This window comes from Microbacterium gubbeenense DSM 15944 (genome assembly GCF_000422745.1).
Lineage (GTDB): Bacteria > Actinomycetota > Actinomycetes > Actinomycetales > Microbacteriaceae > Microbacterium > Microbacterium gubbeenense.
The window spans coordinates 17,995-37,292 of the sequence record NZ_AUGQ01000006.1; the positions used below are offsets into that span (position 1 = coordinate 17,995).

At 69.4% G+C, this 19,298-nt stretch carries 18 protein-coding genes, 1 tRNA gene and 1 riboswitch; of the genes, 13 read left to right on the forward strand and 6 right to left on the reverse strand.

What is annotated here, in order from left to right; all coding sequences use genetic code 11:
• The first annotated feature begins 42 nt into the window (after positions 1–42).
• The 7 genes from metG to G510_RS15415 are packed head-to-tail and all read left to right on the forward strand — an operon-like array spanning position 43 to position 7,721.
• On the forward strand, positions 43–1,608 hold the full coding sequence (gene metG, locus G510_RS0105125; protein ID WP_029152760.1) for a methionine--tRNA ligase: 1,566 nt from the start codon (positions 43–45) through the stop codon (positions 1,606–1,608).
• Positions 1,608–2,483: a TatD family hydrolase gene (locus tag G510_RS0105130; protein WP_029152761.1), complete on the forward strand. Its 876-nt coding sequence runs from the start codon at positions 1,608–1,610 to the stop codon at positions 2,481–2,483. Before metG ends, G510_RS0105130 begins: the two co-directional genes overlap by 1 nt.
• A gap of 45 nt (positions 2,484–2,528) precedes the next feature.
• The gene (rsmA, locus tag G510_RS0105135) at positions 2,529–3,383 is read left to right on the forward strand and encodes a 16S rRNA (adenine(1518)-N(6)/adenine(1519)-N(6))-dimethyltransferase RsmA (RefSeq protein WP_036322041.1); all 855 of its coding nucleotides are present in this window, start codon (positions 2,529–2,531) and stop codon (positions 3,381–3,383) included.
• A gap of 9 nt (positions 3,384–3,392) precedes the next feature.
• A complete protein-coding gene (locus tag G510_RS0105140; RefSeq protein ID WP_029152763.1) occupies positions 3,393–4,454 on the forward strand; it encodes an aldo/keto reductase in 1,062 nt (353 codons plus the stop codon).
• Positions 4,451–5,356 carry a 4-(cytidine 5'-diphospho)-2-C-methyl-D-erythritol kinase gene (locus G510_RS0105145; RefSeq protein WP_029152764.1) on the forward strand — a complete coding sequence of 302 codons (906 nt, stop codon included), beginning with the start codon at positions 4,451–4,453 and terminating at the stop codon, positions 5,354–5,356. Before G510_RS0105140 ends, G510_RS0105145 begins: the two co-directional genes overlap by 4 nt.
• Complete coding sequence (locus G510_RS0105150) at positions 5,356–6,105, forward strand: LamB/YcsF family protein (protein ID WP_036322043.1); 750 nt, start codon at positions 5,356–5,358, stop codon at positions 6,103–6,105. Before G510_RS0105145 ends, G510_RS0105150 begins: the two co-directional genes overlap by 1 nt.
• Complete coding sequence (locus G510_RS15415; RefSeq protein ID WP_051216385.1) at positions 6,102–7,721, forward strand: 5-oxoprolinase subunit B/C family protein; 1,620 nt, start codon at positions 6,102–6,104, stop codon at positions 7,719–7,721. Before G510_RS0105150 ends, G510_RS15415 begins: the two co-directional genes overlap by 4 nt.
• A gap of 230 nt (positions 7,722–7,951) precedes the next feature.
• Here the strand turns inward: G510_RS15415 and G510_RS15420 are convergent, their stop codons facing one another.
• The 3 genes from G510_RS15420 to G510_RS0105170 form a co-directional block, all read right to left on the reverse strand.
• Positions 7,952–9,331 (reverse strand): DUF222 domain-containing protein, encoded by a 1,380-nt coding sequence (locus G510_RS15420; RefSeq protein ID WP_036322046.1) that lies wholly within the window; start codon positions 9,329–9,331, stop codon positions 7,952–7,954.
• A 77-nt stretch (positions 9,332–9,408) separates the two neighbouring features.
• Positions 9,409–10,746, reverse strand: coding sequence for an NtaA/DmoA family FMN-dependent monooxygenase (locus G510_RS0105165; protein ID WP_029152766.1), 1,338 nt, complete (start codon positions 10,744–10,746; stop codon positions 9,409–9,411).
• Positions 10,743–11,360, reverse strand: coding sequence for a YkoF family thiamine/hydroxymethylpyrimidine-binding protein (locus G510_RS0105170; protein WP_029152767.1), 618 nt, complete (start codon positions 11,358–11,360; stop codon positions 10,743–10,745). The genes G510_RS0105165 and G510_RS0105170 overlap by 4 nt, the downstream gene beginning before the upstream one ends.
• A 30-nt stretch (positions 11,361–11,390) precedes the next feature.
• Positions 11,391–11,498: riboswitch (TPP riboswitch) on the forward strand.
• Between the two features lie 27 nt (positions 11,499–11,525).
• On the opposite strand from G510_RS0105170, the gene G510_RS0105175 reads away from it, so the two are divergent.
• From G510_RS0105175 to G510_RS0105185, 3 genes are read left to right on the forward strand one after another with little or no spacing between them, the layout of a single operon-like run.
• A complete protein-coding gene (locus G510_RS0105175; protein WP_051216387.1) occupies positions 11,526–12,569 on the forward strand; it encodes an ABC transporter substrate-binding protein in 1,044 nt (347 codons plus the stop codon).
• A gap of 3 nt (positions 12,570–12,572) precedes the next feature.
• Positions 12,573–13,352 (forward strand): ABC transporter permease, encoded by a 780-nt coding sequence (locus G510_RS0105180; protein WP_029152769.1) that lies wholly within the window; start codon positions 12,573–12,575, stop codon positions 13,350–13,352.
• Positions 13,349–14,107: an ABC transporter ATP-binding protein gene (locus tag G510_RS0105185; protein ID WP_245563235.1), complete on the forward strand. Its 759-nt coding sequence runs from the start codon at positions 13,349–13,351 to the stop codon at positions 14,105–14,107. Before G510_RS0105180 ends, G510_RS0105185 begins: the two co-directional genes overlap by 4 nt.
• A gap of 18 nt (positions 14,108–14,125) precedes the next feature.
• On the opposite strand, the gene G510_RS0105190 is transcribed toward G510_RS0105185, so the two are convergent.
• From G510_RS0105190 to G510_RS0105200, 3 genes are read right to left on the reverse strand one after another with little or no spacing between them, the layout of a single operon-like run.
• A complete protein-coding gene (locus G510_RS0105190; protein ID WP_029152771.1) occupies positions 14,126–14,305 on the reverse strand; it encodes a hypothetical protein in 180 nt (59 codons plus the stop codon).
• A gap of 44 nt (positions 14,306–14,349) precedes the next feature.
• Positions 14,350–16,122: an ABC-F family ATP-binding cassette domain-containing protein gene (locus G510_RS0105195; RefSeq protein WP_029152772.1), complete on the reverse strand. Its 1,773-nt coding sequence runs from the start codon at positions 16,120–16,122 to the stop codon at positions 14,350–14,352.
• 28 nt (positions 16,123–16,150) lie between these two features.
• Positions 16,151–16,645, reverse strand: coding sequence for a MarR family winged helix-turn-helix transcriptional regulator (locus G510_RS0105200; protein ID WP_029152773.1), 495 nt, complete (start codon positions 16,643–16,645; stop codon positions 16,151–16,153).
• Positions 16,646–16,717: 72 nt separating this feature from the next.
• On the opposite strand from G510_RS0105200, the gene G510_RS0105205 reads away from it, so the two are divergent.
• The 3 genes from G510_RS0105205 to G510_RS0105215 all read left to right on the forward strand — a co-directional run bounded on the left by G510_RS0105205 (position 16,718) and on the right by G510_RS0105215 (position 19,260).
• Positions 16,718–16,789, forward strand: a tRNA-Gln gene (locus G510_RS0105205).
• Between the two features lies 1 nt (position 16,790).
• Positions 16,791–18,236, forward strand: coding sequence for a bifunctional UDP-N-acetylglucosamine diphosphorylase/glucosamine-1-phosphate N-acetyltransferase GlmU (glmU, locus tag G510_RS0105210; protein WP_029152774.1), 1,446 nt, complete (start codon positions 16,791–16,793; stop codon positions 18,234–18,236).
• Complete coding sequence (locus tag G510_RS0105215) at positions 18,226–19,260, forward strand: ribose-phosphate diphosphokinase (protein ID WP_029152775.1); 1,035 nt, start codon at positions 18,226–18,228, stop codon at positions 19,258–19,260. Before glmU ends, G510_RS0105215 begins: the two co-directional genes overlap by 11 nt.
• Positions 19,261–19,298: the final 38 nt, after the last annotated feature.

The window sequence follows — 19,298 nt, forward strand, 5'->3', positions numbered from 1 at the left end:
ACCGACGAAACATGCAGTCACACACGGCCTAGACTGGAGCGCGTGACTTCAGGCGGTTCGTTCTTCATCACCACGCCCATCTACTACCCGAGCGATGTGCCCCACATCGGCCACGGGTACACGACGGTGGCCGTCGACGCGCTCGCGCGGTGGCACCGCCAGTCGGGCGATGACACGTGGATGCTCACGGGCACCGACGAGCACGGCCAGAAGATGATGCGCGCCGCCGCTGCGAACGGCGTGAGCCCGCAGGAATGGGTCGACAAGCTCGTCGCCGAGGAATGGTCGCCGCTGCTTGAGACGCTCGACGTCGCGAACGACGACTTCATCCGCACGACGCAGGAGCGCCACGAGACCCGCGCGCAGAAGTTCTGGCAGTCGATCTACGACCGCGGCTACATCTACGCGGGCGAGTACGAGGCCCTGTACTGCGTCGGCTGCGAGGAGTTCAAGCCCGACGCCGAGATCGTCGAGGGCACGGGCGCGTTCGAGGGCCTCATGGTCTGCGCGATCCACTCGAAGCCGCTCGAGCTGCTGCACGAGAAGAACTACTTCTTCAAGCTCAGCGAGTTCTCCGACCAGCTGATCGAGCTCTACCGCAGCCAGCCCGACTTCGTGCGCCCCGAGTCGGCGAAGAACGAGGTCATCGCGTTCGTGCAGCAGGGGCTCAAGGACCTCTCGATCTCGCGCAGCGCGTTCGACTGGGGCATTCCGATCCCGTGGGACTCGTCGCACGTGCTGTACGTGTGGATCGATGCGCTGCTGAACTACGTCACGGGCGTCGGATACGGATCCGACGAAGAGGACTTCCAGCGGCGCTGGCCCGGCTACCACGTGGTCGGCAAGGACATCCTGCGCTTCCACGCCGTCATCTGGCCGGCCATGCTGATGGCCGCCGGCCTCGACGTACCCAGGGGCGTCTTCGCGCACGGCTGGCTGCTCGTCGGCGGCGAGAAGATGTCGAAGTCGAAGGCGACGGGCATCGCGCCGACGACGCTCGTCGACACGTTCGGATCCGACGCGTTCCGCTTCTACTTCCTCTCGGCGATCGCGTTCGGCCAGGACGGCTCGTTCTCCTGGGAGGACATGGCGGCCCGCTACCACGCCGAGCTCGCGAACGGCTTCGGCAACCTCGCCTCGCGGTCGATCGCGATGACGGCGAAATACTTCGACGGATCCGTTCCGGAGCCCGCGGAGTACACCGACGCCGACCGGGAGATCCAGAAGCTCGTCGCGGATGCCGCCGCGAACGCCGACGCCGCGATCGAGCGGTTCCGCATCGACCAGGCGATCAGCGAGGTCTGGACGATCGTCGACGCGCTCAACGGCTACATCACCGAGACCGAGCCGTGGGTGCTCGCGAAGGACGACGCGCAGCGCGATCGCCTCGCGACGGTCATCTACACCTGCCTCGAGGGGCTCCGCGCCCTTGCGGTGCTGCTCTCGCCGATCATGCCGGAATCGACGGCGAAGCTGTGGTCCGCGCTCGGAGGGGCCGGCGAGGTCGCAAAGCAGCCCGTCCGCGAGGCGGGCGCGTGGGGCCAGCTCGCGCCGGGGACGCAGACCTCGAAGCTCGCCCCGCTGTTCCCCCGCATCGAAGAGGACTGATGGCCAAGACGTACGTCGCGAAGCGGGAGACGAAGGGCCGCAAAGACCTGACCCACCCCGACGAGCCGGCGCCGCTCGTCGTGCCCGTCTACGACAACCACTGCCACCTCGACATCGACGACGGCGAGGATCCGCTGGGCCTCGCCGAGCAGCTCGCCCGCGCGGAGCGGGCCGGCGTCGCGGGCGTCGTGCAGGCGTCCGGCGACATCGAATCGTCGCGGTGGGCGGTCGCGGCCGCCGAGCGGGATCCGCGTGTTCTCGCGGCCGTGGCGATCCATCCGAACGACGCGCCGATCTACGCGGCGGAGGGGCGGCTCGACGAGGCGCTGTCGGTGATCGACGAGCTGGCCGCGCACCCGCGCACCCGCGCGATCGGCGAGACCGGACTCGACTACTTCCGCACGGGCGAGGACGGCCACGCCGTGCAGCGGGAATCGTTCGAGGCGCACATCGCTCTGGCGAAGAAGCACGGCATCGCCATGCAGATCCACGACCGCGACGCGCACCGCGACGTGCTCGACACTCTTGCTCGCGTGGGGGCGCCGGAGAAGACCGTCTTCCACTGCTTCTCGGGCGATGCCGACATGGCACGCGAGGCGGCGGATCGCGGGTACTGGCTGTCGTTCGCAGGCAACGTCACGTTCAAGAACGCGCAGAATCTGCGCGACGCCCTCGCCGTGACGCCGCGCGAGCGGGTCCTCGTGGAGACCGACGCGCCGTTCCTCACACCGATGCCGCACCGCGGCCGCCCGAACGCGCCGTACTTGGTGCCGCTCACGATGCGGTTCATGGTGGACGAGCTGGGCACCGACCTCGACGAGCTCTGCGCCCAGGTCGCCGCGAACACCCAAGAGGTCTACGGCGCCTTCGCCTGACCGGGTCGCAGGGAACTCCGCAGGCGGGGTGAGATGATTGCCGGCATGAGTTCCGTTCGCCTGTTGGGCGCCGCCGACATCCGCCGCCTGGCCGCAGACCTCGACGTCACACCGACGAAGAAGCTCGGGCAGAACTTCGTCGTCGACGCCAACACCGTGCGCAAGATCGTGCACGCCGCTCGCGTGACCGGCAACGACCGCGTCGTCGAGATCGGTCCGGGCCTCGGATCCCTGACGCTCGCGATCCTCGACGTCGGGGCGAGCGTCACGGCCGTCGAGATCGACCGCCGCCTCGCCGCGCGCCTCGCGCGGACGGCCGCGGAGCGGGGCGTGCCCGACGGCGCGCTGACCGTCATCGAGCACGACGCCATGACGGTGACCGAACTGCCGGGCGACCCGAACGTGCTCGTCGCGAACCTGCCGTACAACATCTCGGTCCCCGTGCTGCTGCACTTCATGGAGATGTTCCCCGGCCTCGGCCGCGGCGTGGTCATGGTGCAGGCCGAGGTCGGCGAGCGCCTCGCCGCCGGTCCCGGCTCGAAGATCTACGGCGCGCCGAGCGCGAAGGCCGCCTGGTACGGATCCTGGCGACTCGCCGGAACCGTGTCGCGCCAGGTGTTCTGGCCGGTTCCGAACGTCGACAGCGTGCTCGTCGGCTTCGAGCGCGCGGATCAGCCGATGGGGACCGAAGAGGACCGCCGCGAGACGTTCCGCATCATCGATCTCGCCTTCCAGCAGCGCCGCAAGATGCTGCGCCAGGCGCTCGCGCGTGAGCTGGGCGGATCAGCGGCGGCGAGCGAGCTGCTCGAGGCGGCGGGCGTGGCACCGACGGCGCGCGGCGAGGAGCTCGAGGTCGCCGCGTTCCTGCGCATTGCACACGCCGTGCGCGCCGCCCGGTAATCTGAAGGCGTGACCGAATCCCCCCGCTTCCACTCCCGCCCCCTCGCTGATCTCAACCGCCCGTACGCGGCGGCCGATGACCGCTACGACGCGTTCGAGTATCGCCAGGTAGGCGCGTCGGGGCTGTTCCTGCCGCCGATCTCGCTCGGCCTGTGGTGGAACTTCGGTGACAACATCCCGATGGACAACCAGCGCGCTCTGCTGCGCCACGCGTTCGATCGGGGCATCACGCACTTCGACCTCGCCAACAACTACGGCCCGCCGTACGGATCCGCCGAGAAGAACTTCGGACGCATCTTCCGCGAGGACTTCGCCCCGTACCGCGATGAGCTCATCATCTCGTCGAAGGCCGGCTACGACATGTGGCGCGGGCCGTACGGCGACTGGGCCTCGCGCAAGTACCTCATCGCGAGCGCCGAGGAGTCGCTGCGGTCGATGAACCTCGACTACGTCGACGTGTTCTACTCGCACCGGCCCGATCCGGTCACCCCGATCGAGGAGACGATCGGGGCCCTCGACACGCTTGTGAAGCAGGGCAAGGCGCTGTACGTGGGCATCTCGTCGTACTCCGCCGAGCAGACCATCGCAGCGAAGGCCGTTGCCCGCAGCCTCGGCACGCCGCTCGTGATCCACCAGCCGTCGTACTCGATCATCAACCGCTGGATCGAGGACGGCCTGACGGACGCGCTGCGCCAGGAGGGCATGGGCGCGATCGCGTTCGTGCCGCTCGCGCAGGGCGTGCTGACGAACAAGTACCTCGGCGAGGGCGAGGCGGATCGCGCGCAGCAGCGCGGATCCCTCGGCGGAAAGCGCGTGACGGACGAGGCGCGCGAGCAGCTGCGCACGCTCGATGCGATCGCGTCCGATCGCGGTCAGACGCTCGCGCAGATGGCGCTGCAGTGGGTCCTGCGCGACGGCGTCGTCACGAGCGCGCTGATCGGCGCGAGCCGGCCCGACCAGATCGACGAGAACGTGCGCGCGCTCGAGGGAGCGGCCTTCACCGCCGCGGAGAGCGACGCCATCGACCGCGCGGCCGAGCTGATCGGCGACGATTTCTGGGCCTCTGAGTGACGCTCGTCGAAGAGTTCCCCGACGTTCGGGTGCGCGCGCCGGCGAAGATCAACGTCTTTCTGGCGGCAGGGCCGCGCGCCGATGACGGGTACCACGAGCTCGCGACCGCGTTCCAGGCGGTGAGCCTGTTCGAGGACATCATCGCGAGCCACTCCGACGGCTTCTCGCTGTCGATCACGGGGCCGATCGATACGTCGAGCGTGCCCACCGACGATTCGAACCTCGCGCTCAGGGCCGCGAGGTTGCTCGCCGAGCACACCGAGTACGGCGGCGGGGTGCACATCGACATCCGCAAGGAGGTCCCGGTCGCCGGCGGCATGGCGGGCGGATCCGCCGACGCGGCGGCCGCGCTCGTCGCGTGCGATGTCCTGTGGGGCACGGGACTGTCGATGCGCGAGCTGCAGGCTCTCGGATCCCGGCTCGGAGCCGACGTGCCGTTCGCGCTCATGGGCGGCACCGCGATCGGCACGGGGCGCGGCGACGTGCTGAACCCGGCGCTCGCGCGGGGCCGATTCGAGTGGGTCATCGTTCCGAACGCGCTCGGCCTGTCGACGCCGGACGTGTACCGCGAGTTCGATCGGCAGGACGACTCGCCGGCGGCCCCCGCCGTTCCGAGCGAGGTGCTGCACGCACTGCGGGCAGGCGATGCGCGCATGCTCGCTGAAGCCCTGCACAACGACCTCCAGGCACCGGCTCTGCGGCTGCGCCCCGATCTCGCCGCCGTGCTCGAGTACGGCGAGACGAACGGCGCGCTGGCCGGAATCGTCTCCGGATCCGGACCCACCCTCGCGTTCCTCGCGGAGAACCGCATCGAGGCGCGCTCGCTGCAGCAGAGCCTCGAGCGAGCGGGCCACGAGGCGCTCACGGTCTACGGCCCCGTTCACGGCGCGCGCGTGGTCTGATGGACCTCAACAGCGACGTCGGCGAATCCTTCGGCGAGTGGCCGATGGGCGACGACGCTGCGATGTTCCGGCACGTCACGAGCGCGAACATCGCCTGCGGTTTCCACGCGGGGGACCCGTCGGGCATCGCCCGCACCTGCCGCGCGGCCGTCGACGCCGGCGTCGCGATCGGCGCGCACGTCGGCTACCGGGATCTCGTGGGCTTCGGCAGGCGCTTCATCGACTGCTCCGAGTCGGAGCTCGCCGATGATGTCGCCTACCAGATCGGCGCGCTCCAGGCTCTCGCCCGTCGCGAGGGCGGCGAGGTCCGATACGTGAAGCCGCATGGCGCGCTGTACAACGCGATCGTCCACCACGAAGCGCACGTGCGGGCGGTCGTCGAGGCCGTGGCGTCGGTGGATCCGAACCTCGCGCTGCTCCATCTGCCCGGATCCGTCGCGCTCGACACCGCTCGCACGCGCGGGATCCGCGGTGTCCGCGAGGCGTTCGCCGACCGTGCGTATCTGCCGAACGGGCGGCTCGTGCCGCGCACGGAGACCGGCGCGGTGCTCCGGGATCCGGAGGCCGTGGCCAGCCGTATGGCGAGGTTCGCGAGTGACGGGGTGATCGAGGCGATCGATGGATCTGATGTCCGGATCGATGCCGAGAGCATCTGCCTGCACGGCGATACTCCGGGCGCAGTCGCGCTCGCTGCGACCGTGCGCGAGAGGCTCGAGACTGCCGGAATCGAGCTGCGGAGCTTCGTATGAACCCGCGCGTGCGCTGGGTGGGGGAGCGCGCGTTTCTGGTCGAGTTCGCCTCTCTCGACGACGTGCTGGCGTTTCAGGTGCGGGTCACTGCGGATCCGATCGCCCAGACGGATCAGGTCGCGGCCGCGCGGACGGTGCTCCTCACGTTCGCGACGGCCCGCCAGGCGCGGCGCGCGGCGACCCGCGTCGGCGAGGTCGAGCTCACACCGATTCCGAACATCGACCGGCGCACCGAAATCATCGACGTCATCTACGACGGCGCGGATCTCGTGGAGGTGGCCTCCCACACGGGCCTATCGGAAGAGGCCGTCGTCGCTGCCCACACGACCTCGACCTGGACGGCGGCCTTCGGCGGATTCGCACCCGGGTTCGCGTATCTGGTGGGCGGCGATCCGAGACTTCAGGTGTCGCGCAGGGAGAGCCCGCGCACGGCTGTACCCGCGGGATCCGTTGCGCTGGCGGGCGAGTTCTCTGCCGTGTATCCGCGTTCGTCCCCGGGCGGCTGGCGGCTCATCGGTCGAACCACGGCGACGATGTGGGACATCGATCGCAGCCCGCCCGCGCTGCTCGCACCGGGAGATCTCGTGCGGTTCCGCGCCGTGCGCGAGCGGATCACGGCGGCCGCCGTTGCGGGAACGCAGGTGCCCGACGCGAGGGCCGCGACCACCGCGGCGCTTCGGATCCTCGCGCCCGGGCCGATGTCGCTCGTGGAGGATCTCGGACGTCCCGGACGTGCGTATCTCGGTGTGACGGCATCGGGCGCGGCCGATACCGCATCGGCGCGGCTCGCGAACCGTCTGGTCGGGAACGGGCGCGCCGCCGCGGTCGTCGAGACTCTCGGCGGCCTGTCGGTGCGCGCCGAGATCAACGTGATCCTCGCGCTTACGGGCGCGGACGCCCGCGCGGAGCTGCGCCGCGCCCTGCCAGCCGAATCAGACGACGACGGCGGACCCCGGGACGAGCTCGTCGAGCCCGGTCGCACTCTGCCGCGCAACCGCGTGCCCGTCCGGATTCCCGCTGGCACGCCCGTCCTCCTCCGTGCGGGCGATGACCTCGCACTCGGATTCCCTGATACCGGGCTCCGCGCGTATATCGCAGTGCGCGGTGGGATCGCGGCGCCTGACGCTCTCGGCAGTCGCGCCCGCGACACCCTGAGCGGCATCGGCCCGGACCCGCTGCGTGCGGGCGAGGTGCTCGAGATCGGCTCGTCGGCCGTGACCTCCGTGGAGGAGCCCAGCGCCGAAGCGCCGCTCGCAGGGGGCGATACCGCCGCCCTGCGCGTGCGCGTCGGTCCGCGTGATGATTGGTTCGTGTCCGACGAGATCGCACACTTCTTCGATACCGTGTGGGTCGTCAGCTCCGAGACCGACCGCGTCGGCACGCGCCTCACCCCCGCGGACGGGACTCGTCCGCTTCGTCCTCGCACAGGAGACCTCCCGAGCGAAGGCACTGTAAGGGGAGCGCTGCAGGTGCCGCCGTCGGGCGAACCTGTACTTTTCGGCCCGGACCACCCCGTCACCGGCGGCTATCCGGTGATCGGCGTCGTTGCGGATGCCGACCTGCCGCTCGCGGCACAGCTGCGCCCCGGCACGCGGGTGCGCTTCGTTCGAAGCTGACAGCCGCGCGGCGGACCACGCAGCACGACCGAGAGCTCGCGCGATGCGAGAACGCGCCGGTCACCTCGCAGCCCGTTCTCAGCGCGTGCGCATCGCGCTTCAGAGCAATGGTGCAGTGATTGATCGAGGTGGCGGCGCAGCCGCGGTTCGGCGGCGGACCTTCTCCCGCTCAGTGCGCTTGGTGCGGATCGGACGGTAGATCTGCCGTCGGTCGACCCACCCCGGCGCCTTCACGAGGGGCACGCCATCGCGCATGCGGATGCCCCACCCGGAGCCTTCGAGGTTGTGGTGGTGATTCCAACACAGCAGCACGCCGTTATCGGTGTGGGTCTCGCCGCCGTGAGCGTGCTCGTCCACGTGGTGGATCTCGCACCACCCAGCCGGAATCGAACAGCCGGGGATGATGCATCCGCCGTCGCGGGTGGCGATGGCTCGGCGCTGGTGAGTGTTGAACAGGCGCTCGCGGTTGCCGATCTGAACGATGCGACCGTTGCGGTCGAAAACCATTTTCTGAACCGCACCCGTGCAGACGATGCGGTGGGCAAGGCGTGCAGGTGCGGCGACGTCCACGCCGTCGACATCGACGATGCCGCCGTCGAGATCGCTGATCGTCGTCGTGACGACGAGTGTCGGGGCCGCGCCGCCGAGCGAGGGGCATCGGCTGAGCGCGCGGCCGCCTGCACGATCGAACCGAGCACGTCATGGTTTCGCTGGATCGCGGTGCGCGGGTCATCGTACTTCTCGTCGCCGTTCCACGGCGTGCTCTGGTCGGTGCCCGGCTCGGGCGTTCCGGGCGCGAACAGCGTTCGGGAACCGGCGTAGGCGTCGAAGAGGCGCTGAATACCCGCGGCGACCTCGGGAATGAGATCGCCGCGAACGGGGACGAGTCCGTTCCTCGCGCGGCCGAGCGAGAAACCGCGACGTCGCGCCTGCCAATCGTCGTCGGGTTCGACGCCATCGCGGGTGAGGAACTCGATCCACACCTGCGCGAGCGTGCGGTATTCGTCGAACGTGGATGGAAGCGCATCATCACATTCGGACGCGGACTCGGCGCCGGTGAGCCCCGCAACAGTTGCGCCGATGATCTCGCGCTCGGCTGTGCGCTTCTCGTCGGGGTCGATGTGGTGCGTCTTGGAAGCGTGATCCAGTTCGTCGGTGAGGTGTCGCGCGATGTCGATGCCGATGGCGCCGTCGCGGAATGCCTGCGCGACGATGGGATACCGGGTCGTGGATTCGCCCGTCATGAGGTGATGACGGTCGCGCGTGCGGCGGTCGAGGCGCACGCGCGACCGCAGCTCGGGCACCGACGCGCGGGTCGTGCGCTCGAGCAGTTCGGTGGCGTTGCGGCAGCCGAATGCGATCGCGAGGCGATCATCGCCCACGCGGTCGCCGTCGAGGGGATCGGAGCGCACGTCGACCTCGCCCGCGACGCGGACCTTCAGCGCATCCACCTGGCGCACGAGCGCCTCGACCTCTTCCACGGCAGAGACGAGATCGGCGTCGGAGAGCGAGGAGATCTCGCCGGTGAGTCCCGCGACCAGAGGCGTCGCATCCGCGACCCGCCGACGCACACCGCGCGCGATCTGCGGGGAATCCGACGTCGTTGCCATACCCTTATTTTAGAATAAAGATACGAGCAGAGCAAGAAGAGTTTAGAACTAATGTTCTATAAACAGGAGTGCCCCGATCACTCCCGCAGATGCTCGCGCAGGGTGTCTCCGGCGTAGCGCGTGCGGAAGATTCCGCGACGCTGAAGCTCCGGCACGACGCCGTCGACGAACTCCTCGAACGACGAGTGGTACAGCGCGGGCATCACGATGAAACCGTCGGCGGCCCCACTGCGAAACAGGTGCTCGAGCTGGTCGGCAACCGACTCGGCCGACCCCACGAACTGCGGGTGCAGCTGGTTCATCGACTGTTCGATGGCGAGGTCCGCCACCGTGTAGCGGCGACGCGCACTCACCGACGCGAGCATGTCTTCGAACCCGACGCTGCCGGTTGCCCCGCGATGCGCGGCGAGCACCTCGACCGCCGCGGCGCGAGGATCGAGCGGTTCCGCCGCATGAAGCAGGCGCCCGAGCTTCACCAGCGCATCCTCGAGCGAGATCTGCGACCGCAGCCGAGCGAGCTTCTCGGCGGCATCAGCGTCGGTCCACCCGACGATCGGCTGCATGCCCTGCAGCACGCGAATGCTGTTCTTGTCGCGTCCGTGGTCACGCGCCGCCCGCTCGTGGACCTCGGTGCGGAAGTCGCGCATCTGCTCCTCGGAGTCGCCGATCGCGAAGATCACCTCGGCCCATCGGGCGGCGAAATCGCGTCCTCTCGACGACGAGCCCGCCTGCATGAGCACGGGGTGCCCCTGAGGGCTCGGTGGCAGAGTGAGCGGCCCACGGGACAGGGGGTCCTCGCCCTCGCGCGCGGGAACGCGATGCACTTTCGCGGGATCCGCGAACCGTCGCCCATCGCGATCGAGCACCAGCCCGTCCGGATTCCAGCTGCGCCACAGGTCGCGCACCGTGCCCACGACGCGGTCGGCGACGTCGTACCGGTCGACCGGGTTCGCGATGGATTCCCGACCCATGTTGCGCGCCTCGGCGTCGGTCGTCGACGTGACGATGTTCCACGCCGCGCGGCCGCCGGAGAGGTGATCGACCGTCAGCAGCTGCCGCGCGATCGTGTATGGCGGCACGAAGCTCGTCGACAGGGTCGCGCCGAGCCCGATGCGGCTGGTGGCGCCGGCGACGAGCGAGATGGTCGCGATGGGATCCAGGTAGATGCTTCCCTTGCCGCCCGTGAGGAGCGTCGTATCGTACGACCCGTCCGCCGCCTCGGGAACCGCCAGCGCGTCCGCGAAGAAGATCATGTCGAACAGGCCCCGCTCGAGCGTGCGGCCCAGGTCGGTGTAGAAGCTCGCGCGCAGCCAGTCGGCGCGGCCGAGCGGATTGCGCCAGTTCTCGGCATACTGGCTCGTCGGCGGATTGACCATCCCCACCAGGTGCATCCGGCGCATCATCGCGTCGTTCATCGCTGCGTCGGACTGTTGATCGACACCGTGACGTGCGTCGTCACGTGCTGCACCGTGCGCCCCACCCCGATCCACGCATTCGCGACGGTCTCGAGCACCTCGGCGAGATCGCCGTCGAGCCGTGTCGCGAAGTGATCCGAGGAGGTGAACACGCCCGACCTCCTCGCCTGCTCGATGGCCGCGTAGATCGCGCCCATGTGGTCGCCGCCCGCGCCCCCGTCGAGGAGCGGATACAGCGACCAGTGCGCGCCCGCCGTAACCCCCGTGGGCTCCAACCGCACCGGATCCGCGCCCAGCGCCGCGACGCCGGGCGGCAGCTCGCACTGCAGTTCGCCGGGGCAGCCGCGCGAGAGCAGGATGCTCGCCGACAGGTGCGCGTCCGACGCCGCGGCGGCGGCGATCGTGTCGCGCAGGAAGCGCAGGATGTCGCTCTCGGATCCGCCGACGAACGTGGAGACGTCGTCGGTCTTCACCGTGAGGCCGCTGGCATCCGCCGCGTCGAGCGCGCCCACGATGATGCGAACGTAGTCGGATTCGTACACCGAGAGGGTCAGGCGTGCGCCGACCCCGTACTGCTGCGGGGTCATCGGAGGGGACGGGTGCGTCGAGGTCATGACGACACACACTAGCGGCAGCCGGTACGCTGTTCGCAACACGGGAGTCCGGTGAGCCGGGCTGAGAGGAAGGTCACCAACCTTCGACCGTCGAACCTGATCTGGATCATGCCAGCGCAGGGAGGCATCTCTGATAACCCGTGCCCACCTCGAAAGGGCACACCCATGCAAGAGAACATTTCCATTCGTCGACCCCTCGGCGCGGCATCCGTCGCCGCCGTCGGTGCGCTCATCCTCGGCGGCTGTTCCGCGCAGGCGAACTCGAGCGACGCACCGGATCCGCGCGACGAGGTCACCTTCGCGCTCGACTGGGCGCCCAACACCAACCACATCGGCGTCTACGTGGCCGACGCGCTCGGCTACTTCGCCGACGCCGGCCTGGACGTCGAGATCCTCCCGTACGCGTCGACCGCGGTGCCCGACCTCGTGTCGGCGGGCGCGGCCGATTTCGGATCCGCGGGCCAAGCGGGCGTGCAGCTCGCCCGATCCGCCGGGCGCGACGTCGTCTCCGTGTTCCAGGTGACGCAGACCGACACCGGCCAGGTCGTCTTTCTGGGCGACCGCGACGACATCACCCGGCCCGCCGACCTCGATGGGCTCGTCTTCGGGGGCTTCGGATCGCCGCTCTACAGCGCCCTCGCTCGAGCGGTCGCCGTCGACGACGACGGCACGGGCGAGTTCGAGGAGGTCGTGCTCGACACGGGCGCGTACGAGGCGCTCAGCCAGGGGCGCATCGACTTCACCCTCTCGGTGTCGACCTGGGAGGACATCCAGACCGAGCTCGACGGCCACCCGTACGCATCGTTCCGGTACCAGGACTTCGGGGTGCCCGACGTGCAGTCGACCGGCATCGTCTCGAGCGATGCGTTCCTCGAGAACAACCCCGACGAGGCCCGAGCGTTCGTGGGCGCCGTCCAGCGCGGCTACGCCTACGCCGCCGAGAACCCGGACGATGCCGCCGACCTCCTGATCGAGGCCAACCCCGACACGCTCGGCGAGGCCGACGAACTCGTGACGCGCAGCACACGGCTGCTCGCGGAGCGCTACTTCGTCGCCGACGGCGTGGAGATCGGCGAAGCGGTGCCCGAGAAGTGGGAGGAGTTCGGCGCGTTCCTGATCGAGAACGGCGTCGTCACCGACGGATCCGGTGAGACGCTCACCGAGGCGCCCGACTGGTCCGCGTACTACACCAATGATTTCCTCGGGTAGCCCGTGCGTCACCTGCGCAACGCAGCCGCGACCGTTGTTCCTCCGCTCATCGCCGCCGCTGTGCTCCTGATGGTGTGGCAGACCGTGTCGGCCACGGGCATCGTCGACCCGAGCGTTCTTCCGGCGCCGTCGCACGTCGCAGGCCAGGGCATCGGCCAATGGGACGTACTGATCAGGCACACGGCGCCCACGCTCGCGGCGACGGTTCTGGGTTTCATCCTGTCGATCACGGTGGCGTTCGTCGTCGCCTCCGCCCTGGACTTCTCCGGCACCCTGCGCGGAGCGATCCTGCCGCTGCTGATCGTCGGCCAGACCCTGCCCCTCATCGCGCTCGCCCCTCTCGTGGTGCTGTGGTTCGGCTTCGGGCTGCTGCCCAAGGTGCTGCTGGTCGCGTTCGTGACGTTCTTCCCCATGGTCGTCGGCCTCATGCGCGGTTTCGCGTCCGCCGATTCCGACGCCCAGTATCTGTTGCGCTCGATGGGGGCGGGGCGCGTGCGGGTGTTCCGCACAATCCGTCTGCCTGCGTCCATGCCGTCCTTCTTCTCGGCGCTGCGCATCTCGATCACCTACGCGGTGGTCGGCGCGGTGTTCGCGGAGTACGCGGGGGCCGTATCCGGGCTCGGCGTGTACATGCAGTCGGCGAAGAACGTCTTCCGCACCGACCTCGTGCTGGCCGCCGTGGCCGTGAGCTCGGTCCTCACCCTCCTGCTCTATCTGCTCGTCGTCCTGATCGAGCGCGCGGCGCTGCCCTGGCACCGGATCGACGTGGGGGAGCGCACATGATGTCCGGGCTCGACCTCACCGACGTTCGAAAGGGGTTCGGCGGCGCGCCCGTTCTCGACGGCGTCTCGCTCTCGGTGGCGCCCGGCGAGATCGTGAGCCTCATCGGGCCCTCCGGCAGCGGCAAGTCGACCCTGCTCAGCCTGCTGACCGGCGCGCTCGCCCCCGAATCCGGACGCATGCTGTTCGACGGCGCGCCCATGACCGGGCGCGCGCGCCCGGTCGCCTACATGCCGCAGCGGGATGCGCTGCTGCCGTGGCGCCGCGCCCTCGACAATGCCGCGGTGGGATTGGAAGTCGCCGGCGTCAGGCGGCGAGAGGCGCGGCAGCAGGCCGACGCCCTCTTCGACACGTTCGGCCTCCAGGGCACCCAGGATCGCTACCCCCGGCAGCTGTCGGGCGGCATGCGCCAGCGCGTGTCGCTTCTGCGCACCGTCGTCCAGAAGAAGCCGCTGCTCCTGCTCGACGAACCCTTCGGCGCGCTCGACGCCATCACCCGCGACGACCTGCAAATGTGGCTGCTGAACATCTGGGCGGTGCACCGCTGGAGCATTCTGCTCGTGACCCACGACATCCGCGAGGCCATTCGGCTCTCCGACCGCGTGCACGTGCTGTCGAGCCGCCCCGGACGGCTCGTCGGCGAGGTGCAGGTCAGTCGCGACATCCCGCGCGACGACCGGTTCTTCGCCGACCCGCGCATCGCGCCGCTCGAGGGTCGGCTGCACGACATGCTTCGGGCCGGGTCACACCGCGACTGAGCGCGGGATCACGACGGGCTACTCCGCGTCGGGCATCTCGATCTCGATCGACGTCACCGATGCCGGCTCGGCCAGCCCGAGTATGTCGGTCGCCGGGGGATCCGCGAGGAACTCCGCGGGGTCATCGCGATTGAGCGGTTCGCCGGGGATTGCCATCGAACCGAGGTGCTGGTCGCGCTGCTGGCTGAAGAGTCCCATCCGACCATTGTGCACCCGCAGCGGCGGCCGGGCGCGGGTGCGCGTCAGCCCAGCAGCTCGCCGAGCTCGAGCCAGCGCTCCTCGAGTGAATCGGACTCGTCGCGCAGCGTCTGAAGGTCGGCATTCAGCTTCTGCAGTCCGTCGAAGTCACCCTGGTCGTGCGCGGCCATCTTCGCGTGGACATTCTTCGTCTCGCGCTCGATCTTCTCGAGCCGGCGCTCGATCGACGCGAGCTCCTTCTCGGCGGACCGCTTGTCGGATCCCGTCAGCCCCGGCGCTTCGGCCGCTGCGCTCGCCGACGCTGCGGGCGCATCGCCCTGCGCGCGCAGCCTCAGGTACTCATCGACGCCGCCCGGCACGTGCCGGAGCTTCCCGCCCAGGATCGCGTACTGCTGATCCGTGATGCGTTCGAGCAGATAGCGGTCGTGGCTGACGACGATGAGGGTGCCGGGCCACGAGTCGAGCAGGTCCTCCATCGCGGCGAGCATGTCGGAGTCGACGTCGTTCGTCGGCTCGTCGAGCACGATGACATTGGGCTCGCTGAGCAGCAGGAGGAGCAGCTGCAGGCGGCGCTTCTGCCCTCCGGAGAGCTCATCGACGCGCGCGGAGAGGTGCTCGCGCGCGAAACCGAGCCGCTCGAGCAGCTGCGCCGGCGAGAGATCCTTGCCGTCGATGTTGAACGTCGTCTTCTCGCGCCCGAGCACCTCGCGCACCCGATCGGATCCGATGGTGGCGAGCTGAGAGAACTGCTGATCGAGCATGCCGAGCTTCACCGTCTTGCCGCGCTTGACGCGGCCCGACGTCGGCTCGAGCACGCCCGCGACGAGGTTCAGGAGGGTCGTCTTCCCGGTGCCGTTCGCACCGAGGATGCCGGTGCGCTCGCCGGGGCCGATGCGCCAGGTGACATCGCGAAGGATCTCGCGGTCGCCGAACGAGACGCCCGCCTCGAGCACGTCGATGACGTCCTTGCCGAGGCGCGCGACGGCCATCTGCTTGAGCTCGATCGGATTCCGTACGGGCGGAATGTCCGCGATGAGCTCGTTCGCCGCCTCGATGCGGAACTTCGGTTTCGCGGTGCGGGCGGGCGCGCCGCGGCGCAGCCATGCGAGCTCCTTGCGCATCATGTTCTGGCGCTTGGACTCGGTCGCGGCCGCGATGCGATCGCGCTCGACGCGCTGCAGGACGTAGGCGGCGTAGCCTCCCTCGAAGGGCTCGACGATCTGGTCGTGCACCTCCCAGGTCTTCGTGCAGATCTCGTCGAGGAACCACCGGTCGTGCGTGATCACGATCAGCCCGCCCGCATTCTTCGACCAGCGGTTCTTGAGGTGGCCGGCGAGCCACGAGATTCCCTCGACGTCGAGGTGGTTGGTGGGCTCGTCGAGCGCGACCAGGTCCCAGTCGCCGATCAGCAGCGCCGCGAGCGCGACGCGTCGGCGCTGCCCGCCGGAGAGGTCGCGGATCTTCGCGTCCCACGGCACGTCGGCCGCGAGCCCCGCGATGACGTCGCGGATCCGCGCGTCGCCCGCCCACTCGTGCTCGTCGAGATCGCCGACGATCGCCGCTCTCACGGTGCCGTCGGGGTCGAGGTCGTCGCCCTGGGTGAGCACACCGAAGCGCACGCCGCCGCGGCGCGTGACGCGGCCGGACTGCGGCGCGAGGGTGCCCGCGAGCATCGCGAGCAGGCTCGATTTCCCATCGCCGTTCTTCCCGACGATGCCGATGCGATCGCCCTCGTCAATCCCGAGCGTGATGGAGTCGAAGACGATGCGTGTCGGGTATTCGAGGTGCAGGGCCTCGGCCCCGAGAAGATGTGCCATATCCGTCCCAGCCTACGCGGCCGCGCGGTCAGTCGAGCGACACGAGGAGGTGCCGCAGAAGAGTGCTCAGCCGCTTCTGATCCGGGGCGGTCATGCCGCCCAGCAGTTCCGACTCGGCGTCGATGAGGCGCGTGATGGCGGCATCGACCCGCGTGCGTCCCGCGTGCGTGAGCGTGACGAGCGCGCCGCGGCGGTCGGACGGATCCGTCGCGCGCTCGACGAGGCCGCGCTGCTTGAGGCGGTCGATGCGGTTGGTCATCGTGCCGCTCGAGACGAGGGTCTGCTGCAGCAGCTGCTTGGGGCTCAGGCGGTACGGGTCTCCGGCGCGGCGCAGGGCCGAGAGCACGTCCCATTCCCACGGCTCGATGTCGGTGCGCCGGAACGCCTCGCGGCGGGCGCGATCGAGGTGGTGCGAGAGCCGGTCGACTCGCGACAGCACCGCCATGGGGGAGAAATCGAGGTCGGGGCGCTCGGAGCCCCAGGCGCCGACGATGCGGTCGACCTCGTCCTGTTCGGAGACCATCATCCGATTATCGCCCAGTCGGCATCACTCGGTCGGCCGTGACAAGATGGAAGTGCGGCCGAACGGCCGTGGTCCGCCATGGTGTAATGGCAGCACGACAGCCTTTGGAGCTGTTAAGTCCAGGTTCGAGTCCTGGTGGCGGAGCGTGAGTGAGCACAACCTAGCAATTGTGATTCTGGCGGCGGGTCAGGGCACCCGCATGAAGTCGGCCACGCCCAAGGTCCTGCACCGGCTCGGGGGGCGCACGCTGCTCGGGCACGTGCTGCGCAGCGCCGAGTCGCTCGGCGCCGACCTCGTGCGCGTGGTCGTGCGCCACGAGCGAGAACAGGTGGCCGCGTCGCTCGACGATTACCCGGGCGCGATCGCCGTCGATCAGGACGAGGTGCCCGGCACGGGGCGCGCCGTTCAGGTCGGCCTGCACGCGCTTCCCAGCGACTTCGAAGGCGATGTGCTCGTGCTCTCGGGCGACGTTCCGCTGATCGAGGTCGAGACCTTCCAGGCGATGCTTTCGGAGCACCGTGCGCGCGGCGCCGCGGCGACGCTGCTCGGCGCGCACCTCGCGGATCCGAGCGGCTACGGGCGCGTCATCCGCGGATCCGACGGCATGGTCGAGCGGATCGTCGAGCAGAAGGACGCCACGCCCGAGGAGACGGTGGTGACCGAGATCAACCCCGGCGTCTACGTGTTCCGCGCGCCCGCGCTGCGCGGCGCGCTGGAGCAGGTCGGCACCGACAACGCGCAGGGCGAGATGTACCTCACCGACGTGATCGGGATCCTGCGCCGCGGCGGCGATACCATCGCGGGCGTCACGGCCCCCGACGCGGGTGTCGCACTCGGCGTGAACGACCGCGTGCAGCTCGGCGAGGCCGCGCGGATCCTGAACCAGCGCGTCGTGCGCCGCTGGCAGCTGGCCGGCGTGACCATCCAAGATCCCGCCACGACGTGGATCGACGACACGGCGACGCTCGCGCAGGACGTGACGGTTCTGCCGAACACGCACATCCTCGGCGCGACGTCGGTCTCCGCCGGCGCCACGATCGGTCCGGACACCTCGCTCGTCGACACGGAGGTCGGGGAGAACGCCACAGTTCGCCGCAGCGACGCGACCCTCGCGGTCATCGGGCGCGGCGTCAACGTGGGCCCCTGGGCGTATCTGCGCGCCGGTGCCGAGCTCGCGGAGGGCGCGAAGGCCGGCACGTTCGTCGAGATCAAGAACTCCACGGTGGGCGCGGGCAGCAAGGTGCCGCACCTGTCGTACGTCGGCGACGCCGAGATCGGTGAGGGCGTCAACCTCGGTGCCGGCGCCATCACAGCGAACTACGACGACATCGCGAAGCACCGCACGGTCGTCGGCGACCATGTGAAGACGGGCTCGCATACCGTCATGATCGCCCCCGTTACACTGGGTGCTGGCGCGAAGACGGGAGCAGGTGCGGTGGTCCGAAAGGATGTTCCGCCCGGGGCCCTCGCGATGAGCGTGGCACCCCAGCGAAATCTTCCGGGGTGGGTTGAGAAACACAGGTCGGGAACGGCGGCGGCCGATGCGGCCGTCGAGGCTCAGGGTTCGGAGAAGCAAGCCGATGGCGAGTAAGAACAAAACGGTCGAGCTCGATCTTGCCCGGGGCATCGCTCCCGGCAGGGAGCAGAAGACGCGCAAGCGCATGGTGGTCGTGACCGGCAGGTCGCACCCCGAGCTCGCGGCCGACATCGCGTGCCACCTCGGCATCGAGCTGGCGCCGACGGAGCACCGCACGTTCGCGTCCGGCGAGATCTACACGCGCTTCTCGGTCTCGATGCGCGGAACCGACGTGTTCCTCGTGCAGTCGTTCGGAGACAACATCAATGAGGATCTCATGGAGATGCTCATCATGCTCGACGCGCTGAAGCGGGCATCGGCGAAGCGTGTCACGGTCGTCGTGCCGTACTACCCGTACTCGCGCCAGGACAAGAAGGGCCGCGGTCGCGAGCCGATCTCGGCGCGCCTGATCACCGACCTCATCGCGACGGCGGGCGCCGACCGCATCATGAGTGTCGACCTGCACGCCTCCCAGATCCAGGGCTTCTTCAACGGTCCGGTCGACCACCTCTTCGCGAAGCCGGTTCTGGAGAGCCACTTCATCGAGACGCTCTCGGAGGAGGAGCGCGAGACGCTCACGGTCGTCTCGCCCGACATGGGCCGCGTGCGCGTCGCCGACACGTGGAGCGACTCGCTCGGCGCGCCGCTCGCGATCATCCACAAGCGGCGCGATCCGAAGGTGGCCAACCAGGTCTCGGTGCACGAGATCGTCGGATCCGTCGAGGGGCGCACCTGCCTCCTCGTCGACGACATGATCGACACCGCTGGAACGATCGTCAAGGCCGCTCAGGCGCTGAAGGCGAACGGCGCCAAGAAGATCATCGTCGCCGCGACCCACGCGATCTTCAGCGATCCCGCGGCGGAGCGCCTGCAGGATCCGGCCGTGGATCGCGTCGTCGTGACCGACACCGTGCCGGTGCCCGAGCACCGCCGGTTCGAGGGCCTCACCGTGCTGTCGGCGGCCCCGCTCCTCGCGCGCGCCATCCAGGAAGTGTCCGAGGACGGCTCCGTCACGAGCATGTTCGACGGCGCCGCGTAATAGAGACCGCTGGCGCGCCTCACAGGAAGTACATAGCT

Excerpts from the sequence above, each read along its gene's own strand:
- G510_RS0105185 (WP_245563235.1), top strand. The coding sequence starts at position 13,349 with ATGATGTCCGGGCTCGACCTCACCGACGTTCGAAAGGGGTTCGGCGGC.
- G510_RS0105190 (WP_029152771.1), bottom strand. The coding sequence starts at position 14,305 with ATGGGACTCTTCAGCCAGCAGCGCGACCAGCACCTCGGTTCGATGGCA.
- G510_RS0105195 (WP_029152772.1), bottom strand. The coding sequence starts at position 16,122 with ATGGCACATCTTCTCGGGGCCGAGGCCCTGCACCTCGAATACCCGACA.
- G510_RS0105130 (WP_029152761.1), top strand. The coding sequence starts at position 1,608 with ATGGCCAAGACGTACGTCGCGAAGCGGGAGACGAAGGGCCGCAAAGAC.
- G510_RS0105150 (WP_036322043.1), top strand. The coding sequence starts at position 5,356 with ATGGACCTCAACAGCGACGTCGGCGAATCCTTCGGCGAGTGGCCGATG.
- G510_RS15420 (WP_036322046.1), bottom strand. The coding sequence starts at position 9,331 with ATGGCAACGACGTCGGATTCCCCGCAGATCGCGCGCGGTGTGCGTCGG.
- G510_RS0105175 (WP_051216387.1), top strand. The coding sequence starts at position 11,526 with ATGCAAGAGAACATTTCCATTCGTCGACCCCTCGGCGCGGCATCCGTC.
- G510_RS15415 (WP_051216385.1), top strand. The coding sequence starts at position 6,102 with ATGAACCCGCGCGTGCGCTGGGTGGGGGAGCGCGCGTTTCTGGTCGAG.
- G510_RS0105170 (WP_029152767.1), bottom strand. The coding sequence starts at position 11,360 with ATGACCTCGACGCACCCGTCCCCTCCGATGACCCCGCAGCAGTACGGG.
- rsmA (WP_036322041.1), top strand. The coding sequence starts at position 2,529 with ATGAGTTCCGTTCGCCTGTTGGGCGCCGCCGACATCCGCCGCCTGGCC.
- G510_RS0105200 (WP_029152773.1), bottom strand. The coding sequence starts at position 16,645 with ATGGTCTCCGAACAGGACGAGGTCGACCGCATCGTCGGCGCCTGGGGC.
- G510_RS0105165 (WP_029152766.1), bottom strand. The coding sequence starts at position 10,746 with ATGAACGACGCGATGATGCGCCGGATGCACCTGGTGGGGATGGTCAAT.
- G510_RS0105215 (WP_029152775.1), top strand. The coding sequence starts at position 18,226 with ATGGCGAGTAAGAACAAAACGGTCGAGCTCGATCTTGCCCGGGGCATC.